Source organism: Gaoshiqia hydrogeniformans (assembly GCF_049347105.1).
In the GTDB taxonomy this organism is placed as follows: Bacteria; Bacteroidota; Bacteroidia; order Bacteroidales; family Prolixibacteraceae; genus Gaoshiqia; species Gaoshiqia hydrogeniformans.
In genome coordinates, this window is record NZ_CP186334.1 from 740,047 (window position 1) to 762,780 (window position 22,734).

At 45.8% G+C, this 22,734-nt stretch carries 17 protein-coding genes and 3 tRNA genes; 7 read left to right on the forward strand and 13 right to left on the reverse strand.

Translation table 11 applies throughout. The features are described from left to right. The first annotated feature begins 37 nt into the window (after positions 1-37). The 5 genes from ACOIT5_RS03060 to ACOIT5_RS03080 all read left to right on the forward strand — a co-directional run bounded on the left by ACOIT5_RS03060 (position 38) and on the right by ACOIT5_RS03080 (position 4,355). Positions 38-1,243: a DUF4105 domain-containing protein gene (locus tag ACOIT5_RS03060; RefSeq protein WP_423129000.1), complete on the forward strand. Its 1,206-nt coding sequence runs from the start codon at positions 38-40 to the stop codon at positions 1,241-1,243. Between the two features lie 138 nt (positions 1,244-1,381). Then, entirely contained in the window at positions 1,382-3,964 is a 2,583-nt protein-coding gene (gene mutS, locus ACOIT5_RS03065; RefSeq protein ID WP_423129001.1) for a DNA mismatch repair protein MutS, read from the forward strand. Positions 3,965-4,093: 129 nt separating this feature from the next. Beyond that, a tRNA-Gly gene (locus ACOIT5_RS03070) sits at positions 4,094-4,169 on the forward strand. Positions 4,170-4,179: 10 nt separating this feature from the next. After that, positions 4,180-4,265 (forward strand) — tRNA-Leu (locus ACOIT5_RS03075). Between the two features lie 17 nt (positions 4,266-4,282). Beyond that, positions 4,283-4,355, forward strand: a tRNA-Gly gene (locus ACOIT5_RS03080). Positions 4,356-4,413: 58 nt separating this feature from the next. Here ACOIT5_RS03080 and ACOIT5_RS03085 read toward each other — a convergent pair. The 8 genes from ACOIT5_RS03085 to ACOIT5_RS03120 all read right to left on the reverse strand — a co-directional run bounded on the left by ACOIT5_RS03085 (position 4,414) and on the right by ACOIT5_RS03120 (position 11,035). Further along, positions 4,414-4,764, reverse strand: coding sequence for a hypothetical protein (locus ACOIT5_RS03085; protein WP_423129002.1), 351 nt, complete (start codon positions 4,762-4,764; stop codon positions 4,414-4,416). After that, positions 4,765-5,319, reverse strand: a complete 555-nt coding sequence (locus tag ACOIT5_RS03090; RefSeq protein WP_423129003.1) for a hypothetical protein — start codon at positions 5,317-5,319, stop codon at positions 4,765-4,767. It abuts the gene before it with no gap. A 20-nt stretch (positions 5,320-5,339) separates the two neighbouring features. Continuing rightward, positions 5,340-5,873 carry a DUF4943 family protein gene (locus ACOIT5_RS03095; protein WP_423129004.1) on the reverse strand — a complete coding sequence of 178 codons (534 nt, stop codon included), beginning with the start codon at positions 5,871-5,873 and terminating at the stop codon, positions 5,340-5,342. Between the two features lie 37 nt (positions 5,874-5,910). After that, a complete protein-coding gene (locus ACOIT5_RS03100) occupies positions 5,911-6,288 on the reverse strand; it encodes a hypothetical protein (RefSeq protein ID WP_423129005.1) in 378 nt (125 codons plus the stop codon). Positions 6,289-6,978: 690 nt separating this feature from the next. Next, a complete protein-coding gene (locus ACOIT5_RS03105; RefSeq protein ID WP_423129006.1) occupies positions 6,979-7,428 on the reverse strand; it encodes a cold shock domain-containing protein in 450 nt (149 codons plus the stop codon). A gap of 159 nt (positions 7,429-7,587) precedes the next feature. Next, positions 7,588-8,799: a sodium ion-translocating decarboxylase subunit beta gene (locus tag ACOIT5_RS03110; RefSeq protein WP_423129007.1), complete on the reverse strand. Its 1,212-nt coding sequence runs from the start codon at positions 8,797-8,799 to the stop codon at positions 7,588-7,590. Between the two features lie 16 nt (positions 8,800-8,815). Continuing rightward, entirely contained in the window at positions 8,816-10,723 is a 1,908-nt protein-coding gene (locus ACOIT5_RS03115; protein ID WP_423129008.1) for a biotin/lipoyl-containing protein, read from the reverse strand. 51 nt (positions 10,724-10,774) lie between these two features. Beyond that, a complete protein-coding gene (locus ACOIT5_RS03120; RefSeq protein WP_423129009.1) occupies positions 10,775-11,035 on the reverse strand; it encodes an OadG family protein in 261 nt (86 codons plus the stop codon). Between the two features lie 400 nt (positions 11,036-11,435). Between ACOIT5_RS03120 and ACOIT5_RS03125 the strand changes: the two genes are divergently transcribed. Together ACOIT5_RS03125 and ACOIT5_RS03130 are read left to right on the forward strand one after the other, a co-directional pair. After that, positions 11,436-12,767: a Gfo/Idh/MocA family protein gene (locus ACOIT5_RS03125; protein WP_423129010.1), complete on the forward strand. Its 1,332-nt coding sequence runs from the start codon at positions 11,436-11,438 to the stop codon at positions 12,765-12,767. 150 nt (positions 12,768-12,917) lie between these two features. Further along, complete coding sequence (locus ACOIT5_RS03130) at positions 12,918-13,133, forward strand: dodecin family protein (RefSeq protein ID WP_423129011.1); 216 nt, start codon at positions 12,918-12,920, stop codon at positions 13,131-13,133. A 69-nt stretch (positions 13,134-13,202) separates the two neighbouring features. On the opposite strand, the gene ACOIT5_RS03135 is transcribed toward ACOIT5_RS03130, so the two are convergent. The 5 genes from ACOIT5_RS03135 to rplJ all read right to left on the reverse strand — a co-directional run bounded on the left by ACOIT5_RS03135 (position 13,203) and on the right by rplJ (position 22,719). Continuing rightward, positions 13,203-13,526 (reverse strand): DUF3467 domain-containing protein, encoded by a 324-nt coding sequence (locus ACOIT5_RS03135; RefSeq protein WP_423129012.1) that lies wholly within the window; start codon positions 13,524-13,526, stop codon positions 13,203-13,205. A 2-nt stretch (positions 13,527-13,528) separates the two neighbouring features. Next, entirely contained in the window at positions 13,529-17,806 is a 4,278-nt protein-coding gene (rpoC, locus tag ACOIT5_RS03140) for a DNA-directed RNA polymerase subunit beta' (protein ID WP_423129013.1), read from the reverse strand. A gap of 52 nt (positions 17,807-17,858) precedes the next feature. Next, a complete protein-coding gene (rpoB, locus tag ACOIT5_RS03145) occupies positions 17,859-21,671 on the reverse strand; it encodes a DNA-directed RNA polymerase subunit beta (protein ID WP_432205915.1) in 3,813 nt (1,270 codons plus the stop codon). Between the two features lie 110 nt (positions 21,672-21,781). Continuing rightward, positions 21,782-22,162, reverse strand: a complete 381-nt coding sequence (gene rplL, locus ACOIT5_RS03150; protein WP_423129014.1) for a 50S ribosomal protein L7/L12 — start codon at positions 22,160-22,162, stop codon at positions 21,782-21,784. A gap of 38 nt (positions 22,163-22,200) precedes the next feature. After that, positions 22,201-22,719 carry a 50S ribosomal protein L10 gene (gene rplJ, locus ACOIT5_RS03155; RefSeq protein ID WP_423129015.1) on the reverse strand — a complete coding sequence of 173 codons (519 nt, stop codon included), beginning with the start codon at positions 22,717-22,719 and terminating at the stop codon, positions 22,201-22,203. Positions 22,720-22,734 lie beyond the last annotated feature (15 nt).

Here is a 22,734-nt window from a genome sequence, read left to right on the forward strand (position 1 = left end):
TGTGCCGGCTTTTTACTTTTTTTGAACAAAAAAAGACATGAGACAGATTGTCTTCTTCTTCATTGGCATTTTTATCCTGTTCCCGGGCACCAAAGCGTATTCGCTAACCTTGAGCCGGGAGGCCGAAATCAGTGTGATGACCTGCGGACCAAGCGAGTTGATTCATGCCATATACGGGCATACGGCCATTCGGGTGAAAGATCCGCAACAACAACTGGATGTGATCTTTAATTACGGTGTTTTCAGTTTCAGCGCCCCGAATTTTGTTTACCGGTTTGCAAAAGGCCAAACGGATTACATGCTGGCTATTGAATATTATCACGATTTTTATGAAGGCTACAAACGTCGGGGACGCAGTATCGAAGAACAACTTTTAAACCTGACCGAACCAGAAAAGCAACAGCTTTTCGATTTTTTAATGGATAATGCCAGGCCCGAGAACAGGGAATACCGTTATAATTTTTTCTTCGACAATTGCGCCTCACGGGTGCGCGACGTCATTGCAAGCGAGATTGACGGCGAGGTCATCTTTTCTGAAAAGAGCGGGCTGAACAAAACATTCAGGGAACATGTAAGCTCTTACCAGCGGGTGTTACCCTGGACCAACTTTGGCATTCAATTGGTGCTGGGCAGCCCTGCCGACCGTGTTGCGACCGCTTACCAGGAGATGTTTCTACCTGATTTTTTATTGAAGCACTTCGCTGAAGCCCAAATTATAACAGACGAAGGAAGCCGGCCCCTGGTAAAACAGAAAAAGCTGATTCGCGATGCAGGTCCGAAGACCAACCCCGGAATGAAGGCGTATACGCCGCTGACGGCATTACTCGCCTTATTACTTCTTGTCGTTTTTATCAGTTACCGGCAATATAAAACAGCCAGATCTCACTACCTGATTGACTATTTTCTTCTGTTGTTAACCGGACTGATTGGTTTTGGTCTGCTCTGGTTCGTTTTTTATTCCGAACATCCGGCCATGCATCCAAATTTTAATCTGTTGTGGGCTGTTCCGCTGAACCTGGTTTTTCTGTTTTTGTGGCCGATCAAGAAATGGCGGCGCCGGATTGTTTGGTACTGGCCGGCTCTGGCTGTCTGGATGAGCTTGTTCCTCCTTTTCAGTTTTATTGTCCCTCAGACATTCCATCCCGGATTTTACCTGCTGTCGCTCATGATGCTTTGCCGCGCATGGCTGCACAGCTCCCGGTTTCTTTCAGCCCGGAAACAGGAGCTGTTAAAAGAAAAATAAGAAGTTGTTGAAAAGTTTCGCCGAACAAAACCGGATTGCTTTTTTTCTTGTTGGCACATCCTTTATATTTGTTGATCAATCAAATTAAAAGCCGGAAACGATTTGTCACAATCAAAAAAATACGTGGAAACCCCTTTGATGAAGCAGTATTATGCCATCAAAGACAAACATCCCGACGCGGTGCTTTTATTTCGTGTCGGCGATTTTTACGAAACTTTCGGGGAAGATGCCATTAAAGCCGCCGAAATATTAGGGATTACCCTCACCCGGCGGGCCAACGGAGCCGCAAGCTTTGTCGAGCTGGCCGGCTTTCCGTATCACGCGCTCGATACCTACCTGCCCAAATTGGTCAGGGCAGGCCAGCGGGTGGCTATTTGCGAGCAGCTCGAAGACCCAAAAATGACAAAAACGATTGTCAAACGCGGAATTACCGAATTGGTCACACCGGGTTTGTCTATCAACGATCAGATCCTTGAACATCGCGAAAATAATTTCCTGGCTTCAGTTCATTTTGACAGAAAAATGGGCGGAGTCGCTTTTCTGGATATCTCAACCGGCGAATTCCTGATCGCCGAAGGCAGCTTCGAGTACATCGATAAGCTGCTGAATTCGTTTAAACCAAAAGAAGTTCTTTATCAGAAAGGAAAGGGAAACGACTTTGTAGCCCTGTTTGGCGGCAAGTTTTACACCTATACCATGGACGACTGGGTTTATCATGAAGATGCCGCTGTTGACCGTTTACTGCGTCACTTCCAGACCAAATCGCTGAAAGGTTACGGGGTGCACGAGCTCAACTACGGGGTGATTGCCGCCGGAGCCGTCCTGCATTACCTCGATCTGACCCAGCATCACCAGGTGCAGCATATTACCGCCTTGTCGCGCATTGAGGAAGACAAATATGTCTGGCTCGACCGGTTTACCATTCGTAACCTGGAGCTTTTCGGCACCATCAATGAAGGGGCAAAAACACTGGTGCAGGTGCTCGATAAAACCATATCGCCAATGGGATCGCGGTTGCTGAAACGATGGATTGCCCTTCCCCTGAAAGAAATTGCAGCCATCAACGACCGCCAGTCGGTGGTCGAGTACTTCGTGTCGCATCCGGATGAAAAAGAACTGTTGGAAGATCACATCCGGCAAATTGGCGATCTCGAACGGATTATTTCCAAAGTTGCGGTGGGAAGGGTTAACCCGAGAGATGTGGTTCAACTGAAAAATGCCCTGACAGCCATCGAGCCAATCAAAACTTATGCTGCCGGAACAAAGCACGAGGTATTGAACCGTTTTGCCGAACAGTTAAATCCGTGTACCTCGATCAGGGACCGGATTGACCGGGAGATTACCAATGATCCGCCTGTTCTGTTGAATCGGGGCGGAGTCATCAAACCCGGGATCTCCGACGAACTGGACGATTTACGGAAAATTGCCTATTCGGGTAAGGACTACCTGGCCCAAATGCAGGAACGCGAGTCGGAACGTACCGGCATCCCATCCCTGAAGATTTCTTTCAACAATGTATTTGGCTATTACATCGAAGTGCGTAATACGCACAAAGAAAAAGTACCGGAAGACTGGATCAGGAAACAAACCCTGGTAAGCGCCGAACGCTACATCACGGAAGAATTGAAAGAATACGAAAACAAAATACTGGGAGCCGAAGAAAAAATCCTTTCGCTGGAAGCCCGGATTTTCAACGACCTGGTCATCGCGCTTTCCGAGTATATTCAGGCCGTCCAGTTAAATGCGGCGGTGATTGCCAAACTGGACTGCTTGCTGTCGTTTGCCGGTTCGGCGGTTAAAAACAACTATACCCGTCCGTTGATCACCGATTCAAAAAATATCGATATCCGGGAAGGAAGGCATCCGGTGATTGAGCAACAGCTGCCGGTTGGCGAAAGCTATATTGCCAACGACGTGTTACTCGATCAGGAAGAGCAGCAGGTGATCATTATTACCGGTCCGAATATGGCCGGTAAGTCGGCGCTTTTGCGGCAAACAGCCCTGATTGTGCTGATGGCCCAGATCGGATCGTTTGTGCCGGCGGCTTCAGCAGAAATCGGCTATGTTGATAAGATCTTTACCCGTGTCGGGGCATCGGATAACATCTCCCTTGGCGAATCGACCTTTATGGTCGAAATGAACGAGGCAGCCAGTATCCTGAACAACGTGTCGGACCGAAGCCTGATCCTGCTGGATGAACTTGGGCGCGGAACATCGACTTACGACGGGATCTCAATTGCCTGGTCGATTGTTGAATACATCCACGAACACGCGCACGCCAGGGCCAAAACCCTGTTTGCCACGCATTACCACGAACTGAACGAGATGGAAAAATCGTTTGGCCGGGTAAAAAACTATAATGTCAGCGTGAAAGATGTTGGTAACAAGGTGATCTTCCTCCGTAAACTGGTCAGGGGAGGAAGCAATCACAGCTTCGGTATCCATGTGGCCCGGATGGCCGGCATGCCGCCGTCGGTAGTGAAACGGGCCGACGAAATACTGGTGCAGCTGGAAGGAGACAACCGCAGGGATTCGCTGGCCAAACCGCTGGATGGGATGGCCGAAAAACGGGAAGGATTTCAACTGAGCTTTTTCCAGATGGACGATCCCGTTTTAAAGTCGATCCGGGACGAGATCCGGAACCTGGATATTAACAACCTGACCCCGATTGAAGCCTTAAACAAATTGAACGAAATTAAGAAACTAATTGGTTTAAAATGAAATTGGTTTTGGCGCCCGGATTTCCTCTGATTTTTTAGGATTTATTTTTGGAGAAAGAAAAATTAGCAATATATTTGCAACGCTGTTTTCGGAACGGAATGCAGTACGTTCAAACGAATCAAAGAAGATGCGAGAGTAGCTCAGTTGGTAGAGCACGACCTTGCCAAGGTCGGGGTCGCGGGTTCGAGTCCCGTTTCTCGCTCCATGATGAGGATGCCCGGGTGGTGGAATGGTAGACACGTTGGACTTAAAATCCAATGACCAATCAACGGTCGTGCGGGTTCAAGTCCCGCCCCGGGTACTTATTTTATTGATTACGCGAGAGTAGCTCAGTTGGTAGAGCACGACCTTGCCAAGGTCGGGGTCGCGGGTTCGAGTCCCGTTTCTCGCTCAACAAAACCGTTTCGGAACAAAAGCTGAAGCGGTTTTTTCTTTTTATTCCGGGATGTTTATTCATTCGGGGTTTTGACTTTCGTATCGTCAGTCAAAACAATCAATAAATCGTCATCTTCGTCAAGTAAAAATTCTTCCTCCGTTTCAAGATAAATTGATTTATCATTGGCGGTCATTTTAAACGATATCTTATGACGGGCCGGCAGTTTTTCCCAGTCTTTATCAATTGTCAGTTTTCCGGAGGATTCTCCGGGCAACAATTCTGTTGCGATGTAAATGTTCCCCCATTTTACATCGACAATTTTTACTTGTGTAATACTATTTTTCACCTGGATATCTCCCGGTTCATAACACGACTGCATCACGATGATCACACAGGCAATCAGGAATAATCTCAATGTTTTCATTTAATTAAGTTTTATTTCGATTTCGCCGGCAAATGCACTTCTTGAATTCTGTTCGACCTTAAAAACAGCGTACTCATGAGGAAAATATTTCTTCGTGCTTAGATCGCTAAACGTAAGCTGGAATGACTCAATTAAACAAGCATACTCTCCCGGTTTAAGCTCATAAGCTGCATTTAAATATCGGGCAAATTCTCCGGCAGTCTCATAAGCAGGTTGCTCAATATCCTGATTGGCAATGACCAGGTAATTGATCTTATTCCGGCTTTGGTATTTATTGCCAACTAAAAATTTATCAACTTTTGACGTATCAAGAGTCTGCGAATTAATCTTTGCCCAATAATAATTATTAATGAAGATATTTACGGAATCAATTGATTTGACCACCAGATAAGTGCTATCCGTCGATTTCAGGTTAATCAGAATCAATAATTCTTCAAAAGAAACCGAGCGGTCATCCGAGACAACATTCCGGTCTGCGCTGCTGATAAATGAATCATCGTTGCTACAATTCACCAAAAGCAGTCCTGTCAGTAAAAAGTAAATCAGTTTTTTCATATTCATTGTTCAGTCAAAATTTAAAACCACACATAAGAAGTATTTTCCAGTGGATTTTTAGTCTTCCAGTCCTTATCTTTTAAACGATTCCACCAATCGCTATAAACATCCTTAATCATCAGGATTTCAGTTCCTTTAAGTCCATTAAACCTTTCGTTTTCATTTAAAGCGGTATCAATCAAGTAGGGGTCAAGCGAGCCATATCCGAAATCATTTCTGATACCTTCCACGGTCCAAAGCAAACATTCTCCCAAAATCAAGTAATCTCTTCCATAAGGGAAAGGTGTCCGGGATGATACCGGATTTAACGGAAAATTAGAAATATGAGCTGTGTCTTTCGAGAGATCAATCAGGGATTGAATATGACTTTTCGTAAATTTCGGCATCTGAAGCCACAAATTTTCTCCATTTTCTCCCTTCTCATAGCTATTGTAAGTCCCATTTTTAATTTGTTGTACAAATTTCTGTACATCGGGATTATCTATGTCAAATTCATCCTTTTCACAACGAATGCAGAAAAGACTCAAAGCAGCCATAAATAACAATTTTCTCATAATACAGGTTTTTTTTAAATAGATGAAATATTCAGTGTCACAGTTGCTTCTCCTTGGCTTTGATAATAATCCGATTTAGAATTAAACGATAAACAATTATTAAAGGAATCGAAAAAAATATATTTGACAGAAGGTCTGGTGGAGTTAATAATCCACAAATCAATACGATGATTGCAATACCATAAATAAAAAAGCTCCATCTTTTTTGTTTTTCCCTATCTGTACCGTCAAAAAATAGTTTTAGGTTTCCAATAAAACCTATAACAGCGATAATCAACGATAAGGAAAGTTCTGAGCCACTGAGTTGCACCATATTTATGAATAAATTAAGTTTTGCATTAAAAGTAAACTTAAAGACTCCATTAGGGATGTATTGTAAAGCCTGACGGGCAATTTTCCTGTTTTGCCCCTCCAAATTACAAAACTTGACGTAATAAATTTTACTAGGCAGCTAATTTGGAATCAATTTAAAAAAATAAGTGGTTAACGAATGGCGTCCCTTTATCGGGTGCGGCGGCTTCCGAACTGCCGGTTCATGAATGCTTGGCTGAGAACGAACCAACCAGCGAGGAGATCTTTCATAATATCCGGACAATACGTTTGTATTTCACGCAAAATACAAACGCTTTTCCCGGATAATACAAATGTGTTTCCCGGATAATTGAAACGGATTTTCCGGATAAACTGGTCTGGCATCACGTACCTTGCATCGGGGGTGAACCTGTCAACAGATGCTGAAACAAGTTCAGCATGACAGCGTTTCATTGATGGTCTGTCGCCTGGCTATGGCCTGCGGGGATTTTGAACCCGGAATACAAGGGAAGGGAATCCGGGGCAGGGACTGGTAATCGGCCCTGTTTGAAGAGGAACGACGAGTTGGGCCGTGTGGCATGCTCAACCCGTAGTTTTCCTTCACAATCACCGTCAGCCTTGACTTTTTTTGTTTACTTTTTTGTGTCAAGACAACATCATAAATCCCGTCCGGAAGGACATCAGCAGCAAGGCTTTCTTCACGATTGCCATCCTCAGTCCGGACGGACCCTTCCTTTTTCAGTCGATGAAAAGGAAGCAAAAATCTTGTTTAAACGAACCCTTGGCCAGGCGTTTAAACCTTTTTTACTTTAACCGCAACATAACCTTTGGGGCCCTTTTCAATTTCAAAAAGCACGGTATTTCCCTCATTTATCTGTTCTTCCAGGTTATTGGCGTGAACAAACAAACTTTCCTTGGTTTCATGATCGCGGATAAAACCAAAACCTTTCGTCGCGTTGTAAAATGTAACTGTTCCCTTGTGTACCGGATCTGCTTTCATGTTTGGATCTTCCTTCGGAATACTGATCTGGATATCTTCCGGCTTAATTTCTGTCTTCTTCGAAGGATCGGGAGGAGTTGATGTAATCATGCCGTTTTCATCTACGTAGGCAATCATACCATCCAAACTGTTCGATTTCTCGTTGTCTTTCCGAGCTAATCTTTTTTGTTCTTTCTCTTTTCTCTTTTTCTCTTTCTTGTTGCGAACTTCTTTTTTTTGAAATGATTCTTGTGATCTACCCATATTTAAAATTTATATACAAATATACATTTTTTTCGCAACTGGCCTTACCCAATCTAACGCATTATCAAACAAGCAACTGCATTACAAACTGTTCTTCCAAACGCAAAAGAGGCCGCCTTTTTTCAGGCAGCCTCCTTCAGTATCGTGTCAAAAACAGGTTTATCTCAGGAAGGAGATCAATACACCGGCGGCAACAGCCGAACCGATAACTCCCGAAATGTTGCTGGCCATGCAATACTGCAACACGTGATTCTTTGAATCGTATTTTATGGCAATTTCGTTCGCCACACGCGATGCCATGGGCACAGCGCTCAAACCGGTTGCTCCGATCAGCGGGTTAATTTTCTTTTTCGCGATGAGGTTGTACACTTTTACCGCGCCAACACCTCCGGCAATCGAAATAGCAAAAGCAATGAAACCGCCAACAATAATCATGATTGTTTTCACATCCAGAAATACTTCAGCCGTCATGGTTGCACCCACAGCCAGCCCGAGGAAAATGGTTGCCGTATTCATAATCGAACCGGTAGCCGCATCCGACAAACGGGCAACGGTTACGCCCACCTCTTTAATCAGGTTGCCAAACAGCAACATGCCCAAAAGAGGCACCGACGAAGGAACAAAAATGGAAATAACGATTCCCAGCACGATCGGGAAGGCAATTTTCACGGCCCTCATATTTTTAATCGTGAATTTGGGAGGATACAATTTATCCATCTCCTTCATGTTGATGCACAATTCCTTTTTAGAACAGGTCAGCCGGGTAACAAGCGGCACAATCACCGGCACCAGGGCCATGTACGAATAAGCGGCAATGGCGATTGGTCCAAGTAAGTGAGGCGCCAGAATGATGGTCGTGTAAATAGCCGTCGGGCCGTCGGCGCCACCGATAATACCCAATGAAGCGGCTTCTTTCGGTGTAAACCCGATTAAAATAGCCGAAATCAACACCGCGAAAATGCCAACCTGGGCAGCCGCGCCAAAAAACGCCAGCCGCAGGTTACGCAACATCGGCCCAAAATCGGTTAACGCCCCTACCCCCATGAAAATAATAGGAGGCAGGAAACCGGTTTTGATCAGCGAATAGTAAATGAAGTTCATAATGCCGTGATCATGGGCAATCTCAAAGAGATTTTTATAGTGATGTTCATCAATCTGGATCAGATCGGCAGAAACAACACCCATCCCGCCTCCGGGCAAATTAGCCAGGACTAAACCAAAAGCAATTGGCACCAGCAAAAGCGGTTCATATTTTTTTTGGATCCCCAGGTATAACAGCAATGCCCCAATAGCCAGCATCAGCAAGGTTCCCGGACTGTCAATAATCGCCTGGATGGCGGTCATTTTATACAAGGTTTCAATAATCGACATAGGTTCGTTTTTTTGATTATTGAACCCGGATCAGGACATCGTCTTCTTCTACTTCGGTGCCGTTTGCAAAGGCAATTTCAACCACTTTGCCCGAAAGATCAGACTTGATGGCGTTAAAGGTCTTCATGGCTTCAACATAACCAATCAGATCTCCTTCTTTTATGATATCGCCTATTTTCAGGGCCGTCTCCGAGCTTTCTTTGGTGAGGTAAAATTTACCTTCGAGCGGAGCCAAAACTTCCTTCACAGTCCCGTTTGTCGACGGAACCGGCACCTCCACAGTCGCAGCTGCATGTGCGGGAGCAACAGTTTCGGCAACTCCGGCCTGGCCATACGAAACAGAAACCTTAAACTGTTCGCCATCCACATCAATAAACATGGTTGAAGGGGCAAAACTTCCGGATGGAGCAGTCTGGACCGTTTCGGCGGCTTTTTTCGTTCCTTCAAGCAAACCGCCGCCTTCTTCGCGGCGTTTCGCCAAATCTTCTTCAAAAGCTTTCTTGGCCTCTCCCGATTTGTACAAACGGTATTGTTGCGGGTGCATGGCCAGTTCGAACAGTTCTTCATCATCCGGTCCGAAATCCCAGTTGTTGTCTTTCATCTCCTTACGGAAAGTGTCCAGCGCATCCGGATACAAGGTTTGCGGATTGGCTGTAAATTCTTCTTTACCCAATTCCTTCGCCAGGGCTTTTAGTTCGGGCACCAGTTCGCCGGGTAGTTTACCGCCCTTGCCCATCAGCATATCCCAAATGTTATCGGCAATCATACTCCAGCGTTCTTTGCCTTTTTCAACCTGCATGACGTTCATCAGGGCCAGGTTTTTTACATACTGGCTGTATGGCGTCACCAGGGGTGGATAGCCCACCATTGGCCAGATGTATTCCACTTCGTTGAACAGTTTCACCAGTAAATCGTCTTGCGACAGGGTCGGCTGGTTATTTTTCACTTTCCACTTGTTTAAGCTATCCAGGTTGCTTTCCAGGTCAGCCATCAACGAACCCATCATCCCTCCGGGAAGACCGGGTCCAATCAGCAGCGAATTCATATAGCGGTTCTTCGGGTCAATGTAATACCCGAGGAAATCATCGATGAAATTTTGTGTCAGGCTGCGCACTTTCATGTATGCGTCCATGTTTATTTCAGGTACGTCAAAACCGGCATCTTTCAACATTGTTTGAACGGCCAGCAGGTCTATGTGCCCGGTACCCCACGAAAGCGGCTCCATGGCCACATCAACATACTCTACGCCGGCGCGGCATACCTCCAGGATGGAAGCCATAGCAAAACCGGGACCCGAGTGCGAGTGATACTGCAACGGAATGTCGGGATGAAGGTTTTTAATACCTTCAACAATTTTACCCAACCAGGCCGGACGTCCGATGCCTGCCATGTCTTTCAGGCAGATTTCGTCGGCGCCGCCTTTAATCAGGGTGTCGGCCAGTTCCACATACGATTCAACCGTATGCACCTTCGAATAGGTCAAACTCAGGGCTGCCTGGGCAATCATCCCGGCTTCTTTCGCGTAACGGATCGAATCAAGAATATTCCTCGGATCGTTCAAGCCGCAAAACGGGCGGGTGATATCGGTTCCCTGTGCCTTTTTTACTTTATACATCAACCTGCGCACATCAGCCGGCACCGGATTCATACGCAAGCCATTCAGCGAACGGTCGAGCATGTGTGTCTGAATTCCTGCGTCGTTAAAAGGTTTAGTCCATTTACGGACGGCATTATTCGGGTTTTCTCCGAAAAGCAAATTTATTTGTTCAAAACCGCCACCATTGGTTTCAACGCGGGCAAAACATCCCATATCAATGATGTGCGGGGCAACTTTTACTAATTGGTCAACGCGGGGCAAATACTTTCCTGAAGATTGCCACATATCACGATAAACCAATGAAAATTTGATCTTTCTCTTTTCCATAAGGCTATCTAAAAGTTTATGATTTTTCTATTTTATCGGGCAGTCGTTTGATCAGCTTTTTTCGATGTTGGTCACGTGGCCTTTTCCTTCGGTCACTATTTTTACTGCAGAGACAATCGCCGCCACTTTTTTGGGATTTAATCCCGGTGCTTTACCGGCAGCTTGTTGAACTTTTTGTGAAATTTCTTCCGGCAGATATTTGTTGACAAACCGGATAATCAGGTTGCCGATTGCCACGACCAGGGAAAGAATTATAAAGACCGTAATCATTCCTACTCCCATCATCTCTAATGCTATACCTATATCGCTCATCTTGGTTAGTTATATTTTGTTATTAAAAACTTCTTCCCATTTTAAAGAAAGGCTCCAAGATAAACAAATAATGGGGTATTGCGGAGGCCAAACCGGGCAAAAAAACGAATTATCAGGAAAAATTAACATTTCAGGTTACATTTCGATAGTTATCGATATGTTTTGCTTTCATTTTTCAACAAATATGTTCTACAAACTAATTAAACATTCTTTTTTCCGGCTTTTTTTTACTAATTAAGCACGCCACATCCGACCTGGCATGTTCATCTTTTAAATAAAAGAACCAATTTCATGCTGAAAAAAAACCGAATAAGCTGTTCAAAACACAGTTAATCCTTATTTTTACGTGACAATTTGGATTCACACTTAAACTTACCATCATTTTAATAAATCAACCAGAATGAAAAAACAAACAAATCAGGGTTTATCAAGAAGACAATTTTTGAATACAACCGCCATTGGCCTCGCCGGACTGACCTTTCTTCCGGGACTGAGTTCCTGCAAACAGACACCCGCAACAGAGCCAATCCGTTTAGGTTTTATCGGGATGGGGCGTCAGGCGATGTTTTTGCTGAACGGATTTATCCAGATTCCCGGTGTCAGAGTTGTTGCCGGATGTGATGTTTACGGACGGAAACGTCAGCGTTTTGAAAATCGCGTCAACGAATTTTATCAGAAAAACGATGTTCAGGTAGAGGTTGACACCTACGAAGATTATACCGAATTGCTGGCCCGTGAAGACATTGATGCCGTTGTGATTGCCGTACCGGACCATACGCATGCCATGATTGCCATCGCAGCCTGCAAAGCAGGCAAAGATGTTTACCTCGAAAAACCCATGACCTTCACCATCTACGAAGGACAACAACTGAAACGGGTGGTTCGCGAAACCAACCGGATTTTGGGAATCGGCAGTCAGCAACGTTCCGATCCAAACTTCCGCCATGCCGTTGACATGGTTCAATCGGGCCGGCTGGGCGCTATCGAAAAAGTATATGCTTATGTTGGCGCTCCTCCCATTCCTTACAATTTGCCCGAAGAAGAAATTCCTGCCGACCTGAACTGGGATAAATGGTTAGGGCCTCTGCCCGAGACCATTCACTTCAATAACGAACTTAATCCACCTATCTCGCTCGATCCGGTTGAACACGAAACCATGTGGGGAGCCTGGCGCTGGTACAAAGAAATGGGCGGCGGCTTTACCACCGACTGGGGCGCTCACATGTTCGACATTGCCCAGTGGGGTTTAGGCATGGACGGCAGCGGACCGGTTGAAATATCGCCGCTGGGTGAAAATTCGGAGTACATCGAGTACAAATATGCCAACGGCGTCATCCTGACTTCCGAACCATTTAACGAATCGATGACAAAAGGTGTAAAATTTGTTGGCGACAAAGGATGGATCGAAGTTTCGCGAGGACACTATGTTGCGTCAGACGACTCCCTCCTGCCCCCGGCAACCGAAGCAGATGAGAGCAATGTTCCGTACGAAACAAAAATCCCGCATCAGGTGAACTTTATCGAAGCCGTCCGTAATCGGGTTGACCCGGTTGTTCCGGTCGAAATCGGGCATAGTTCCTGCACCGTTTGTACGCTTGGCAACATCGCCGTTGACCTGGGCCGTACCATTAAATGGGACCCGGCAACCGAAACATTTGTCGACGATGAAGACGGAGCCGCTTCGGCTCAGCTTCACTATCAATACCGTTCGGGCTGGACGCTTGAATCGTAAAATTATTTGAAACTGATTTTGACGGGGCTGCTTTTTCAGAAAGTAGTCCTGTTTTTTTATCCTCCCATATTATCAAGCAGTTATTTTACCGAAACTGTAAAGCACGTTTAGCAGTAAAAGCTACCATAATCAATCTGAAAGGAGCGAATTATGCCAGACAGCGTTTACAAAATCATTGAACTGGTCGGAACCAGTACCGAGTCGTGGGAAAAAGCGGCTGAAAATGCCATCAGCAAGGCCGCGGAATCGCTGCGCGATCTGCGTATTGCAGAAGTATCGGCGATGGATATTCATGTGAAAGACGGTAAAATTGAGTTTTACCGGACAAAAGTAAAGGTCTCGTTCAAATTTGAAGGTCACCGGTAATCGAAAAAGAGGCTGTCTGAATGAAATCGGACAGCCTCTTTTTGTAGTATCTTAATCCACAAGAAGAAATCAAGCTTCAGCAGCCGGACCTCCAAAGCTCATGGGCGGCATTACAGGGTCGTGCCCGCCGGTATTCACTTTTATCGGCCCGTTCATGTGTTCATACTTCTTGACATTGTCTTCAAGCGCCAATAACAATCGCTTGGCATGTTCCGGAGTGAGAATGATCCTCGACTTCACATTCGCCTTGGGCACGCCCGGCATGATGCGAACAAAATCGATCACAAACTCGGAACTGGAGTGCGTGATAATCGCCAGGTTCGAATAAATACCTTGTGCAACTTCTTCACTCAGTTCAATGTTCAGCTGATTTTTATTCTTATGATCTTCCATCGTTAATCCTCGCGGCCTACGTTTTCAGTTTCTTTAACTTCCATCATACGGTCGTATTCTTCACGCGAACCGACCACCAGGTTTTTGTATTCTTTTAAACCAGTACCGGCCGGAATCAGGTGTCCGCAAATAACGTTTTCCTTCAATCCGTCCAGGTAATCCACTTTACCCTGGATCGCAGCTTCGTTCAGCACTTTAGTTGTTTCCTGGAATGATGCAGCCGACAACCAGCTACGGGTCTGCAGAGCAGCCCTGGTGATCCCCTGCAGTACCTGGCTCGAGGTTGCGGGGATGGCATCGCGGGCATCTACCAGTTTTTTATCACGACGACGCAAGACGGAATTTTCGTCACGTAAACGACGCGCAGTGATGATCATACCGGCACGAAGTTCCGAGTCACCTGGTTCTATCACCACTTTTTTATTGTAGATCCAGTCATTTTCGTGCAGGAATTCGTTTTTGTCGACCACCTGTTTTTCCAGGAAGCGGGTATCGCCCGGATCGTCAATTTCAACTTTCCGCATCATTTGACGAATAATCACCTCAAAGTGCTTGTCGTTGATTTTTACACCTTGCATCCGGTACACATCCTGAACTTCATTCAGAATATATTCCTGCACAGCCGTTGGCCCTTTAATGGCCAGGATGTCTGAAGGTGTAATCGCGCCGTCGGACAAGGGAGTACCTGCTTTGATGTAGTCGTTTTCCTGGACCAGAATCTGTTTTGACAGGGGCACCAGGTATTTTTTCACATCGCCGCCCTTAGAGGTCACGATAATCTCGCGGTTACCACGTTTAATTTTACCCAGTGAAATTTCGCCGTCAATCTCCGAAACAACAGCCGGGTTCGACGGGTTACGGGCTTCAAACAATTCGGTCACACGGGGAAGACCACCGGTGATATCGCCTGCTTTACCCGAAGCACGGGGTATTTTAACCAACACCTGCCCTGCGTTTACCAATTCAGCTTCATCAACCGAAATGTGCCCGCCTACGGGTAAGTTGTACGAACGGATCACTTCACCCTGTTCGTCCAAAATCCGCAAAGAGGGGTTTTTGGTTTTATCACGGGTTTCGATGATCACTTTTTCTTTGTAACCGGTTTGTTCATCTGATTCTTCCCGGAAGGTAATACCGTCGATCAGGTTCTCAAATGAAATTTTACCGTTGTATTCGGTAATAATAACACCGTTATAGGGGTCCCACTCGCAAATCCGTTGTCCTTTCGATACTTCCTGCCCATTTTCGATAAACAGTTTCGAACCATACGGAATGGTATGAGTAGACAAGGGGATGCGGGTATTTTTGTCGATAATACGCAACTCGGCCAAACGACCAACAACAACAGACACTTTTTTCCCTGTTTCGTCGACCGAATCGACCTTACGCAACTCTTCAATCTCTGCAATACCGTCGTAACGCGACTCAACCATTGATTGAGACGAAATGTTACCGGCAATACCACCCACGTGGAATGTACGCAAGGTCAGCTGGGTACCCGGCTCACCGATCGATTGTGCCGCGATAACGCCAACAGCCTCACCCCGGCGTGCGAGATTCGCGGTAGCCAGGTTACGCCCATAACATTTGCTGCATACGCCAACTTTAGCTTCGCAGGTTAATACCGAACGAATCTCCACACTCTCAATCGGAGAGTCTTCGATCTGTTTGGCAATTTCTTCGGTAATCAGATCGCCGGTACGTACGATTAACTCGCCGGTAAGCGGATGGAAAATATCGTGTACCGTTGTACGGCCAATGATCCGTTCGAACAGGGAGGCTACCACTTCCTCGTTGTTTTTGATCGCAAAAGCGACCAAACCGCGCAAGGTTCCGCAATCCTCGTCCGAGATGATTACATCCTGGGCAACATCCACCAAACGACGGGTCAGGTAACCCGCGTCGGCTGTTTTCAGTGCGGTATCTGCCAACCCTTTACGGGCGCCGTGAGTGGAAATAAAGTATTCCAAAACAGACAAACCTTCTTTAAAGTTCGCCAAAATCGGGTTTTCGATAATCTGCGAACCGGTAGAACCAGATTTTTGAGGTTTTGCCATCAATCCCCTCATTCCGCAAAGCTGACGAATCTGCTCTTTGGAACCACGGGCGCCTGAGTCAAGCATCATGTACACCGAGTTAAACCCTTGCTTGTCGGTACTGATGGTTTTCATTACCGAATTGGTCAACTTGGCGTTGGCATGTGTCCAGATATCGATCACCTGGTTGTAGCGTTCATTATTCGTGATGAAACCCATATTATAGTTATTCATCACTTCTTCCACCTCCTCGTAACCAACTTCAACAATTTCACGCTTATCAACAGGAACGATCACATCGCTCAGGTTAAACGACAAACCTCCACGGTAGGCCATTTTGTATCCCAGATCTTTGATATCGTCGAGGAAACGTACTGTTGTCGCGTTACCGACTGTTTTGAAGATATCAGAAATAATATTTCTCAACGATTTCTTCGTCAACAATTCGTTGATGTAGCCCACTTTACGCGGCACCACCTGGTTGAAGATGACACGACCGACTGTTGTCTCAATAATGTGTTTCAGTACTTCACCGTGATCGTCAACATCATCCACTTTTACCTTGACGATGGCATGCATATCAATCTTGCCTTCATTATAGGCAATGATTACTTCTTCGGGCGAATAGAAGGTCATACCTTCGCCCCGGGCACCAGCACGGTGTTTGGTCATGTAATACAATCCAAGAACCATGTCCTGCGAAGGAACGGTAATCGGCGCGCCGTTAGCCGGGTTCAACAGGTTTTGCGATGCCAGCATCAGCAACTGGGCCTCCAGTATGGCGGCGTTGCCTAGCGGCACATGCACGGCCATTTGGTCGCCGTCAAAGTCGGCGTTAAAACCGGTACAAACCAGCGGGTGCAACTGAATGGCCTTCCCTTCGATCAATACAGGCTGAAAGGCCTGAATGGAAAGCCGGTGCAAAGTCGGCGCACGGTTCAGCATCACGGGATGCCCCTTCAATACATTTTCAAGAATATCCCAGACCACCGGATCTTTACGATCAACAATCTTTTTGGCCGATTTTACGGTTTTTACTATTCCCCTTTCAATCAGTTTCCGAATAATGAAGGGTTTGTAAAGCTCTGCCGCCATATCTTTCGGAAGGCCGCATTCATGCAATTTGAGCGTCGGGCCAACCACGATTACGGAACGGGCAGAATAGTCAACACGTTTACCAAGCAGGTTTTGACGGAAACGGCCTTGCTTTCCTTTCAAACTGTCGGACAGTGATTTCAGGGCGCGGTTGTTTTCCGTTTTTACGGCATTGGATTTCCGTGAATTATCAAATAACGAGTCGACTGCTTCCTGCAACATCCTCTTTTCGTTACGGAGGATCACCTCGGGAGCTTTGATCTCGATCAATCGTTTCAACCGGTTGTTGCGGATAATCACCCGCCGATAAAGGTCGTTCAGGTCGGATGTGGCAAAACGCCCGCCATCCAGTGGCACTAAAGGACGTAAATCGGGCGGAATAACCGGAACAACTTTCACAATCATCCATTCGGGACGGTTGATATTTTTACTTGCGCGGAACGCTTCAACAACATTCAACCTTTTTAGGGCTTCGCTTTTCCGCTGTTGCGAAGTTTCTGTTCCTGCTTTGTGACGTAAATCATACGAAAGTTCATCCAGTTCGATGCGCTCCAACAACATGTAAAGCGCTTCGGCTCCCATTTTTGCAATAAACTTATTGGGGTCATCATCATCCAGATGCTGGTTTTCTTTCGGAAGCGTATCCAAAATATCCAGGTACTCTTCTTCCGTCAGGAAATCAAGTTTTTTTACCCCTTCCTGAGCTTTTACACCGGCCTGGATAACCACATACCGTTCGTAATAAATAATACTGTCGAGTTTCTTGGTCGGTAAACCGAGCAAGTAGCCGATTTTATTCGGAAGCGACTTGAAATACCAAATGTGCGCCACCGGAACCACCAGGGAAATATGTCCCATCCGTTCGCGACGGACTTTCTTTTCGGTTACTTCAACACCGCAACGGTCACAAACAATTCCCTTGTAGCGAATACGCTTGTATTTTCCGCAATGACATTCATAATCTTTTACAGGCCCGAAGATCCGTTCACAGAACAAACCGTCACGTTCCGGTTTATACGTTCTGTAGTTGATTGTTTCAGGCTTTAAAACTTCACCATGGGAATGTTCAAGCACTTCTTCGGGAGAAGCAAGACTAATCGCTATTTTGGTAAAACTGCTCTTAACTTTATTGTCTTTTCTAAAAGCCATATATCAAGGTATATTTAACAAATTAATACGAGGAACTCGCGTTCCGTTGTCCTTAATCCAAGGTCACGCTTAAGCCCAGACCGCGTAATTCGTGCAGCAATACATTCAGGGACTCAGGTATTCCGGGTTGAGGCATTGGTTCGCCTTTCACGATTGATTCATAAGCTTTTGCACGTCCCAGAACGTCATCCGACTTAACCGTCAGGATTTCCTGCAGGATATGAGAAGCTCCGAATGCTTCGAGCGCCCAAACTTCCATTTCACCAAAACGCTGGCCCCCAAACTGGGCTTTACCACCCAAGGGCTGTTGCGTAATCAATGAATACGGACCAATTGAACGGGCATGCATCTTGTCTTCCACCATGTGTCCCAGTTTCAGCATATAGATGACGCCGACAGTTGCCGGCTGGTCGAATGGCTGACCGGTTTCACCGTCATAAAGAACCGTGCGTCCGAATGCAGGAACGCCTGCTTTATCGGTATATTCCGTGACTTCTTCCAGGCTTGCACCGTCGAAGATTGGAGTCGCGAACTTTAATCCAAGCTCTTTTCCTGCCCAACCAAGCACCGTTTCGTAAATCTGTCCCAGGTTCATCCTCGAAGGTACCCCCAAGGGGTTAAGAACAATGTCGACCGGCGTACCGTCGGCCAGGAACGGCATATCTTCGTCGCGAACAATACGCGACACGATCCCTTTGTTTCCGTGACGTCCGGCCATCTTGTCACCAATCTGCAGTTTACGTTTTTTGGCAACATAAACTTTTGCCAACTGAATAATGCCTGCAGGCAGTTCGTCTCCAATGGTTACATTATAGCGTTTCCGGCGGGCAACAGCTTCATGCTCTTTGTATTTTTGGATGAAATTCAGGATCAACTGGTAGATCATGTCATTCTTATCTTTGTCAGTCGTCCATTTACCCGGATTAACCGTCAGATAATCAATCTCCTGCAATTGTTTCAGGGTAAACTTCACTCCTTTCTGAATCACATCGCCGCCGTAATAGTCCTTGATTCCCTGGCTGGTTTTACCATTTACCAGGTTAAACAATTTATCTTCCAGCTTAGCCCTCAGCGCACTGATCTGGCGGTCAAATTCTTCATCAATCTGATCGAGCAGCGGTTTGGTTGCCATTTTACCTTTTTTATCCTTGACAACCCGTGAGAACAATTTTTTATCAATAACGACACCGTTCAGCGAAGGCGACGCTTTCAGCGAAGCATCCTTCACATCACCGGCTTTATCGCCGAAGATGGCACGCAGCAGTTTTTCTTCGGGCGAAGGATCTGATTCCCCTTTTGGCGTAATTTTACCAATCAAGATATCGCCCGGTTTCACCACCGCGCCAATACGGATCAATCCGTTTTCATCCAGGTTACGCGTAGCTTCTTCGCTCACGTTTGGAATATCCGAAGTAAATTCTTCGACACCGCGTTTGGTATCGCGAACTTCCAGTGCATATTCATCCACATGAACAGAGGTGAAAACATCTTCGCGAACAACGCGTTCGGAAATTACGATGGCATCCTCGTAGTTGTAACCCTGCCAGGGCATAAATGCCACCCTCAGGTTCCGGCCCAAAGCCAACTCGCCACCCTGCGTGGCATAACCTTCCGTCAGGATCTCGCCTTTGGATACCCGTTGGCCTTTCACCACAATTGGTTTCAGGTCGATCACGGTTCCCTGGTTGGTTTTCTGGTATTTCGGCACGTTATAACTTTTCAGTTCCGGGTCGAAACTGACGTATTTTTCATCGTCAGTCATGTCGTACCGAACAATAATTTCGTCTGCATCCACATACTCAATCACCCCTTCGCCTTCAGCCAAAACCATCACCCGAGAATCGCGGGCAACGCTTGCTTCGAGACCGGTACCAACGACAGGAGCTTCGGGGCGCAGGAGCGGAACTGCCTGGCGCATCATGTTCGATCCCATCAGGGCACGGTTGGCATCATCGTGCTCCAGGAAGGTAATCAGCGAAGCAGCAACCGACGCAATCTGGTTCGGACCAACGTCCATCAACTGAACCTCTTCTTTATCAACCAATGGATAGTCGCCCTCCAAACGCGATTTTACACGTTGGTTGATGAAGTATCCGCTGTCATCAATCGGGGCATTTGCCTGTGCAATCACCCGTCCCTCTTCTTCTTCGGCAGTCAGGTAAAGAACCCCCTCATCCGACAGGTCTACCTGGCCGTTATCCACTTTACGGTAGGGTGTTGCAATAAATCCAAGGTCGGTTACCTTAGCAAAAACACACAACGAAGAAATCAAACCGATATTCGGTCCTTCCGGTGTTTCAATCGGGCACAAACGCCCGTAGTGCGTATAGTGTACGTCGCGTACTTCGAAGCCTGCACGTTCGCGCGACAGACCACCGGGCCCCAGGGCCGACATACGACGTTTATGCGTCAGCTCGGCCAGAGGATTGGTTTGATCCATGAATTGCGACAAGGCGTTTGTTCCGAAGAATGAGTTAATGACCGACGATAAGGTTTTCGAGTTGATCAGATCGATCGGGGTGAAAACCTCATTGTCACGCACATTCATCCGTTCTCGAATGGTCCTGGCCATACGGGCCAAACCAACGCCAAACTGGTTGTACATCTGTTCGCCAACAGTCCGTACCCGCCGGTTACTCAAGTGGTCGATATCATCGACATCTGTTTTTGAGTTAACCAGCTTGATCAGGTATTTAATGATCTCAATGATATCTTCTTTAGTCAGTACCTGGATGCCCATGTCAATATCCAGACCCAGCTTTTTGTTGATCCGGTAACGCCCAACCTCTCCCAGGTCGTAACGTTTTTCGGAGAAGAACAGTTTATCGATCACGTCGCGGGCAGTCGCTTCATCGGGCGGTTCTGCATTACGCAACTGACGGTAAATGTGAAGCACCGCTTCTTTTTCCGAGTTACACGGGTCTTTTTGAAGGGTGTTGTATATTATAGCGAAATCCTGCAGATTTTGATCTTCTTTATGAAGAAGGATGGTCTTGGCTCCGCAATCAACGATTTCATCGATGTGCTCGTTTTCAATCACGGTTTCTCGGTCGATCAGCACTTCGTTTCGTTCGATGGATACCACTTCACCGGTATCTTCGTCGACGAAATCTTCGACCCAGGTTTTCAGAACACGTGCAGCCAGTTTGCGGCCGACAATTTTCTTTAAGCCTGATTTTGAAACCTTAATTTCGTCGGCAAGACCGAAAATTTCCAGGATATCTTTATCACTTTCATAACCAATAGACCGCAACAAAGTAGTTACAGGTAATTTCTTCTTACGGTCGATGTATGCAAACATGACACTGTTTATATCGGTGGCAAATTCGATCCATGATCCTTTAAAAGGAATGATCCGGGCCGAATACAGTTTGGTGCCGTTTGCGTGGACACTCTGGCCAAAGAAAACCCCAGGAGAACGGTGCAGCTGCGAAACGACCACACGTTCGGCACCGTTGATGACGAAAGTACCTCTTTCTGTCATGTAGGGCACAGTTCCCAGATATACGTCCTGAACCACCGTGTCAAAGTCTTCGTGTTCAGGATCAGTACAATACAGTTTTAGTTTTGCCTTCACCGGGACACTAAAAGTCAATCCCCTTTCAATACATTCTTCAATCGAATAGCGGGGAGGATCAACCTGATAATCTATAAATTCAAGTACGAAATTATTTCTAGTATCTGTGATCGGGAAGTTTTCTTCAAAGACTTTGAATAAACCTTCATTCTTCCTGTTTTCAGGGGTCGTAGCCATCTGAAAAAATTCTTTGAACGATTTAATCTGTACTTCGAGGAAATCGGGATAATCAAATACTGTTTTTGTAGAAGAGAAACTAATCCTCTGGTTTTCAATATTTAATGACATGTATCAACAATATTAAGTGAACTTAAAACACAAATATACAAAAAGGCTTAGAACCTCACTGCGGTGAGGTTCTAAACCATTACAGACCTGATTTTAAGGTCGAAAGTCTCTTATTTAAGTTCAACTTCAGCTCCAGCTTCTTCTAACTGAGATTTTAATGCTTCTGCTTCATCTTTAGAAACTTTTTCTTTAATTGCTTTCGGAGCTCCGTCTACAACTTCTTTAGCTTCTTTAAGACCTAATCCAGTCAATTCTTTAACCAATTTAACAACAGCGAGTTTTGATTGTCCTGCAGCTTTGAGGATTACATCAAACTCAGTCTGAACAGCAGCTACATCTTCGTCACCACCACCAGCGGCAGGGGCGGCAACAGCAACAGCTGCGGCAGCAGGTTCAATACCATATTCTGTTTTTAAAATGTCAGCTAATTCGTTAACTTCTTTTACAGTCAAGTTTACTAACTCTTCTGCAAGTGCTTTTAAATCTGCCATTTCCTAAAAATTTTTTATGCGATAAATTGTAACTAAAATTATTCTTTTTCTGAAAGTGTCTGAAGGATACCGTGAATCGTATTGCCTCCTGATTGAAGTTGCCCCAATACTGTTTTCATTGGTGACTGCAACAGTGCAATAAGATCGCCGAGTAATTCGTCCTTCGACTTGATAGAAGTCAATGCCTCCAGTTGATCTGCTCCTACGTAAACTGATTCCTGCACATAAGCAGCCTTCAATACGGGCTTTTTATGTTTCTTGCTAAAGTCTTTGATCAGTTTCGCCGGCACATTACCAACCTCACTAAACATGATTGAGGTATTGCCTTTAAGTACGTCGTAAAGCTCTTCTGCATTTTTGTCAGATTTTTCGAGAGCTTTGCGCAACAGCGTATTCTTTACAACAATCAATTTTACATCCTGACTGAAACACAGGCGTCGTAAACTGCTTGTATCCTCCGCGTTTAACTCAGCAACATCGGCCAGATAAAAATGGCTGTAAGAATTGATCTCTTGGGTAAGATTATCAATAATCTCTAATTTTTCCGATCTTTTCATTTCAACGATTTTTTA

Bases quoted from the DNA above. Each gene is read 5' to 3' on its own strand.
- ACOIT5_RS03085 (WP_423129002.1), bottom strand. From the start codon at position 4,764: ATGAAAACATTGAGATTATTCCTGATTGCCTGTGTGATCATCGTGATG.
- ACOIT5_RS03115 (WP_423129008.1), bottom strand. From the start codon at position 10,723: ATGGAAAAGAGAAAGATCAAATTTTCATTGGTTTATCGTGATATGTGG.
- ACOIT5_RS03135 (WP_423129012.1), bottom strand. From the start codon at position 13,526: ATGGAAGATCATAAGAATAAAAATCAGCTGAACATTGAACTGAGTGAA.
- ACOIT5_RS03060 (WP_423129000.1), top strand. From the start codon at position 38: ATGAGACAGATTGTCTTCTTCTTCATTGGCATTTTTATCCTGTTCCCG.
- ACOIT5_RS03125 (WP_423129010.1), top strand. From the start codon at position 11,436: ATGAAAAAACAAACAAATCAGGGTTTATCAAGAAGACAATTTTTGAAT.
- rpoC (WP_423129013.1), bottom strand. From the start codon at position 17,806: ATGGCTTTTAGAAAAGACAATAAAGTTAAGAGCAGTTTTACCAAAATA.
- ACOIT5_RS03105 (WP_423129006.1), bottom strand. From the start codon at position 7,428: ATGGGTAGATCACAAGAATCATTTCAAAAAAAAGAAGTTCGCAACAAG.
- ACOIT5_RS03120 (WP_423129009.1), bottom strand. From the start codon at position 11,035: ATGAGCGATATAGGTATAGCATTAGAGATGATGGGAGTAGGAATGATT.
- ACOIT5_RS03130 (WP_423129011.1), top strand. From the start codon at position 12,918: ATGCCAGACAGCGTTTACAAAATCATTGAACTGGTCGGAACCAGTACC.
- rplL (WP_423129014.1), bottom strand. From the start codon at position 22,162: ATGGCAGATTTAAAAGCACTTGCAGAAGAGTTAGTAAACTTGACTGTA.
- mutS (WP_423129001.1), top strand. From the start codon at position 1,382: ATGAAGCAGTATTATGCCATCAAAGACAAACATCCCGACGCGGTGCTT.
- ACOIT5_RS03090 (WP_423129003.1), bottom strand. From the start codon at position 5,319: ATGAAAAAACTGATTTACTTTTTACTGACAGGACTGCTTTTGGTGAAT.
- rpoB (WP_432205915.1), bottom strand. From the start codon at position 21,671: ATGTCATTAAATATTGAAAACCAGAGGATTAGTTTCTCTTCTACAAAA.
- ACOIT5_RS03095 (WP_423129004.1), bottom strand. From the start codon at position 5,873: ATGAGAAAATTGTTATTTATGGCTGCTTTGAGTCTTTTCTGCATTCGT.
- rplJ (WP_423129015.1), bottom strand. From the start codon at position 22,719: ATGAAAAGATCGGAAAAATTAGAGATTATTGATAATCTTACCCAAGAG.
- ACOIT5_RS03110 (WP_423129007.1), bottom strand. From the start codon at position 8,799: ATGTCGATTATTGAAACCTTGTATAAAATGACCGCCATCCAGGCGATT.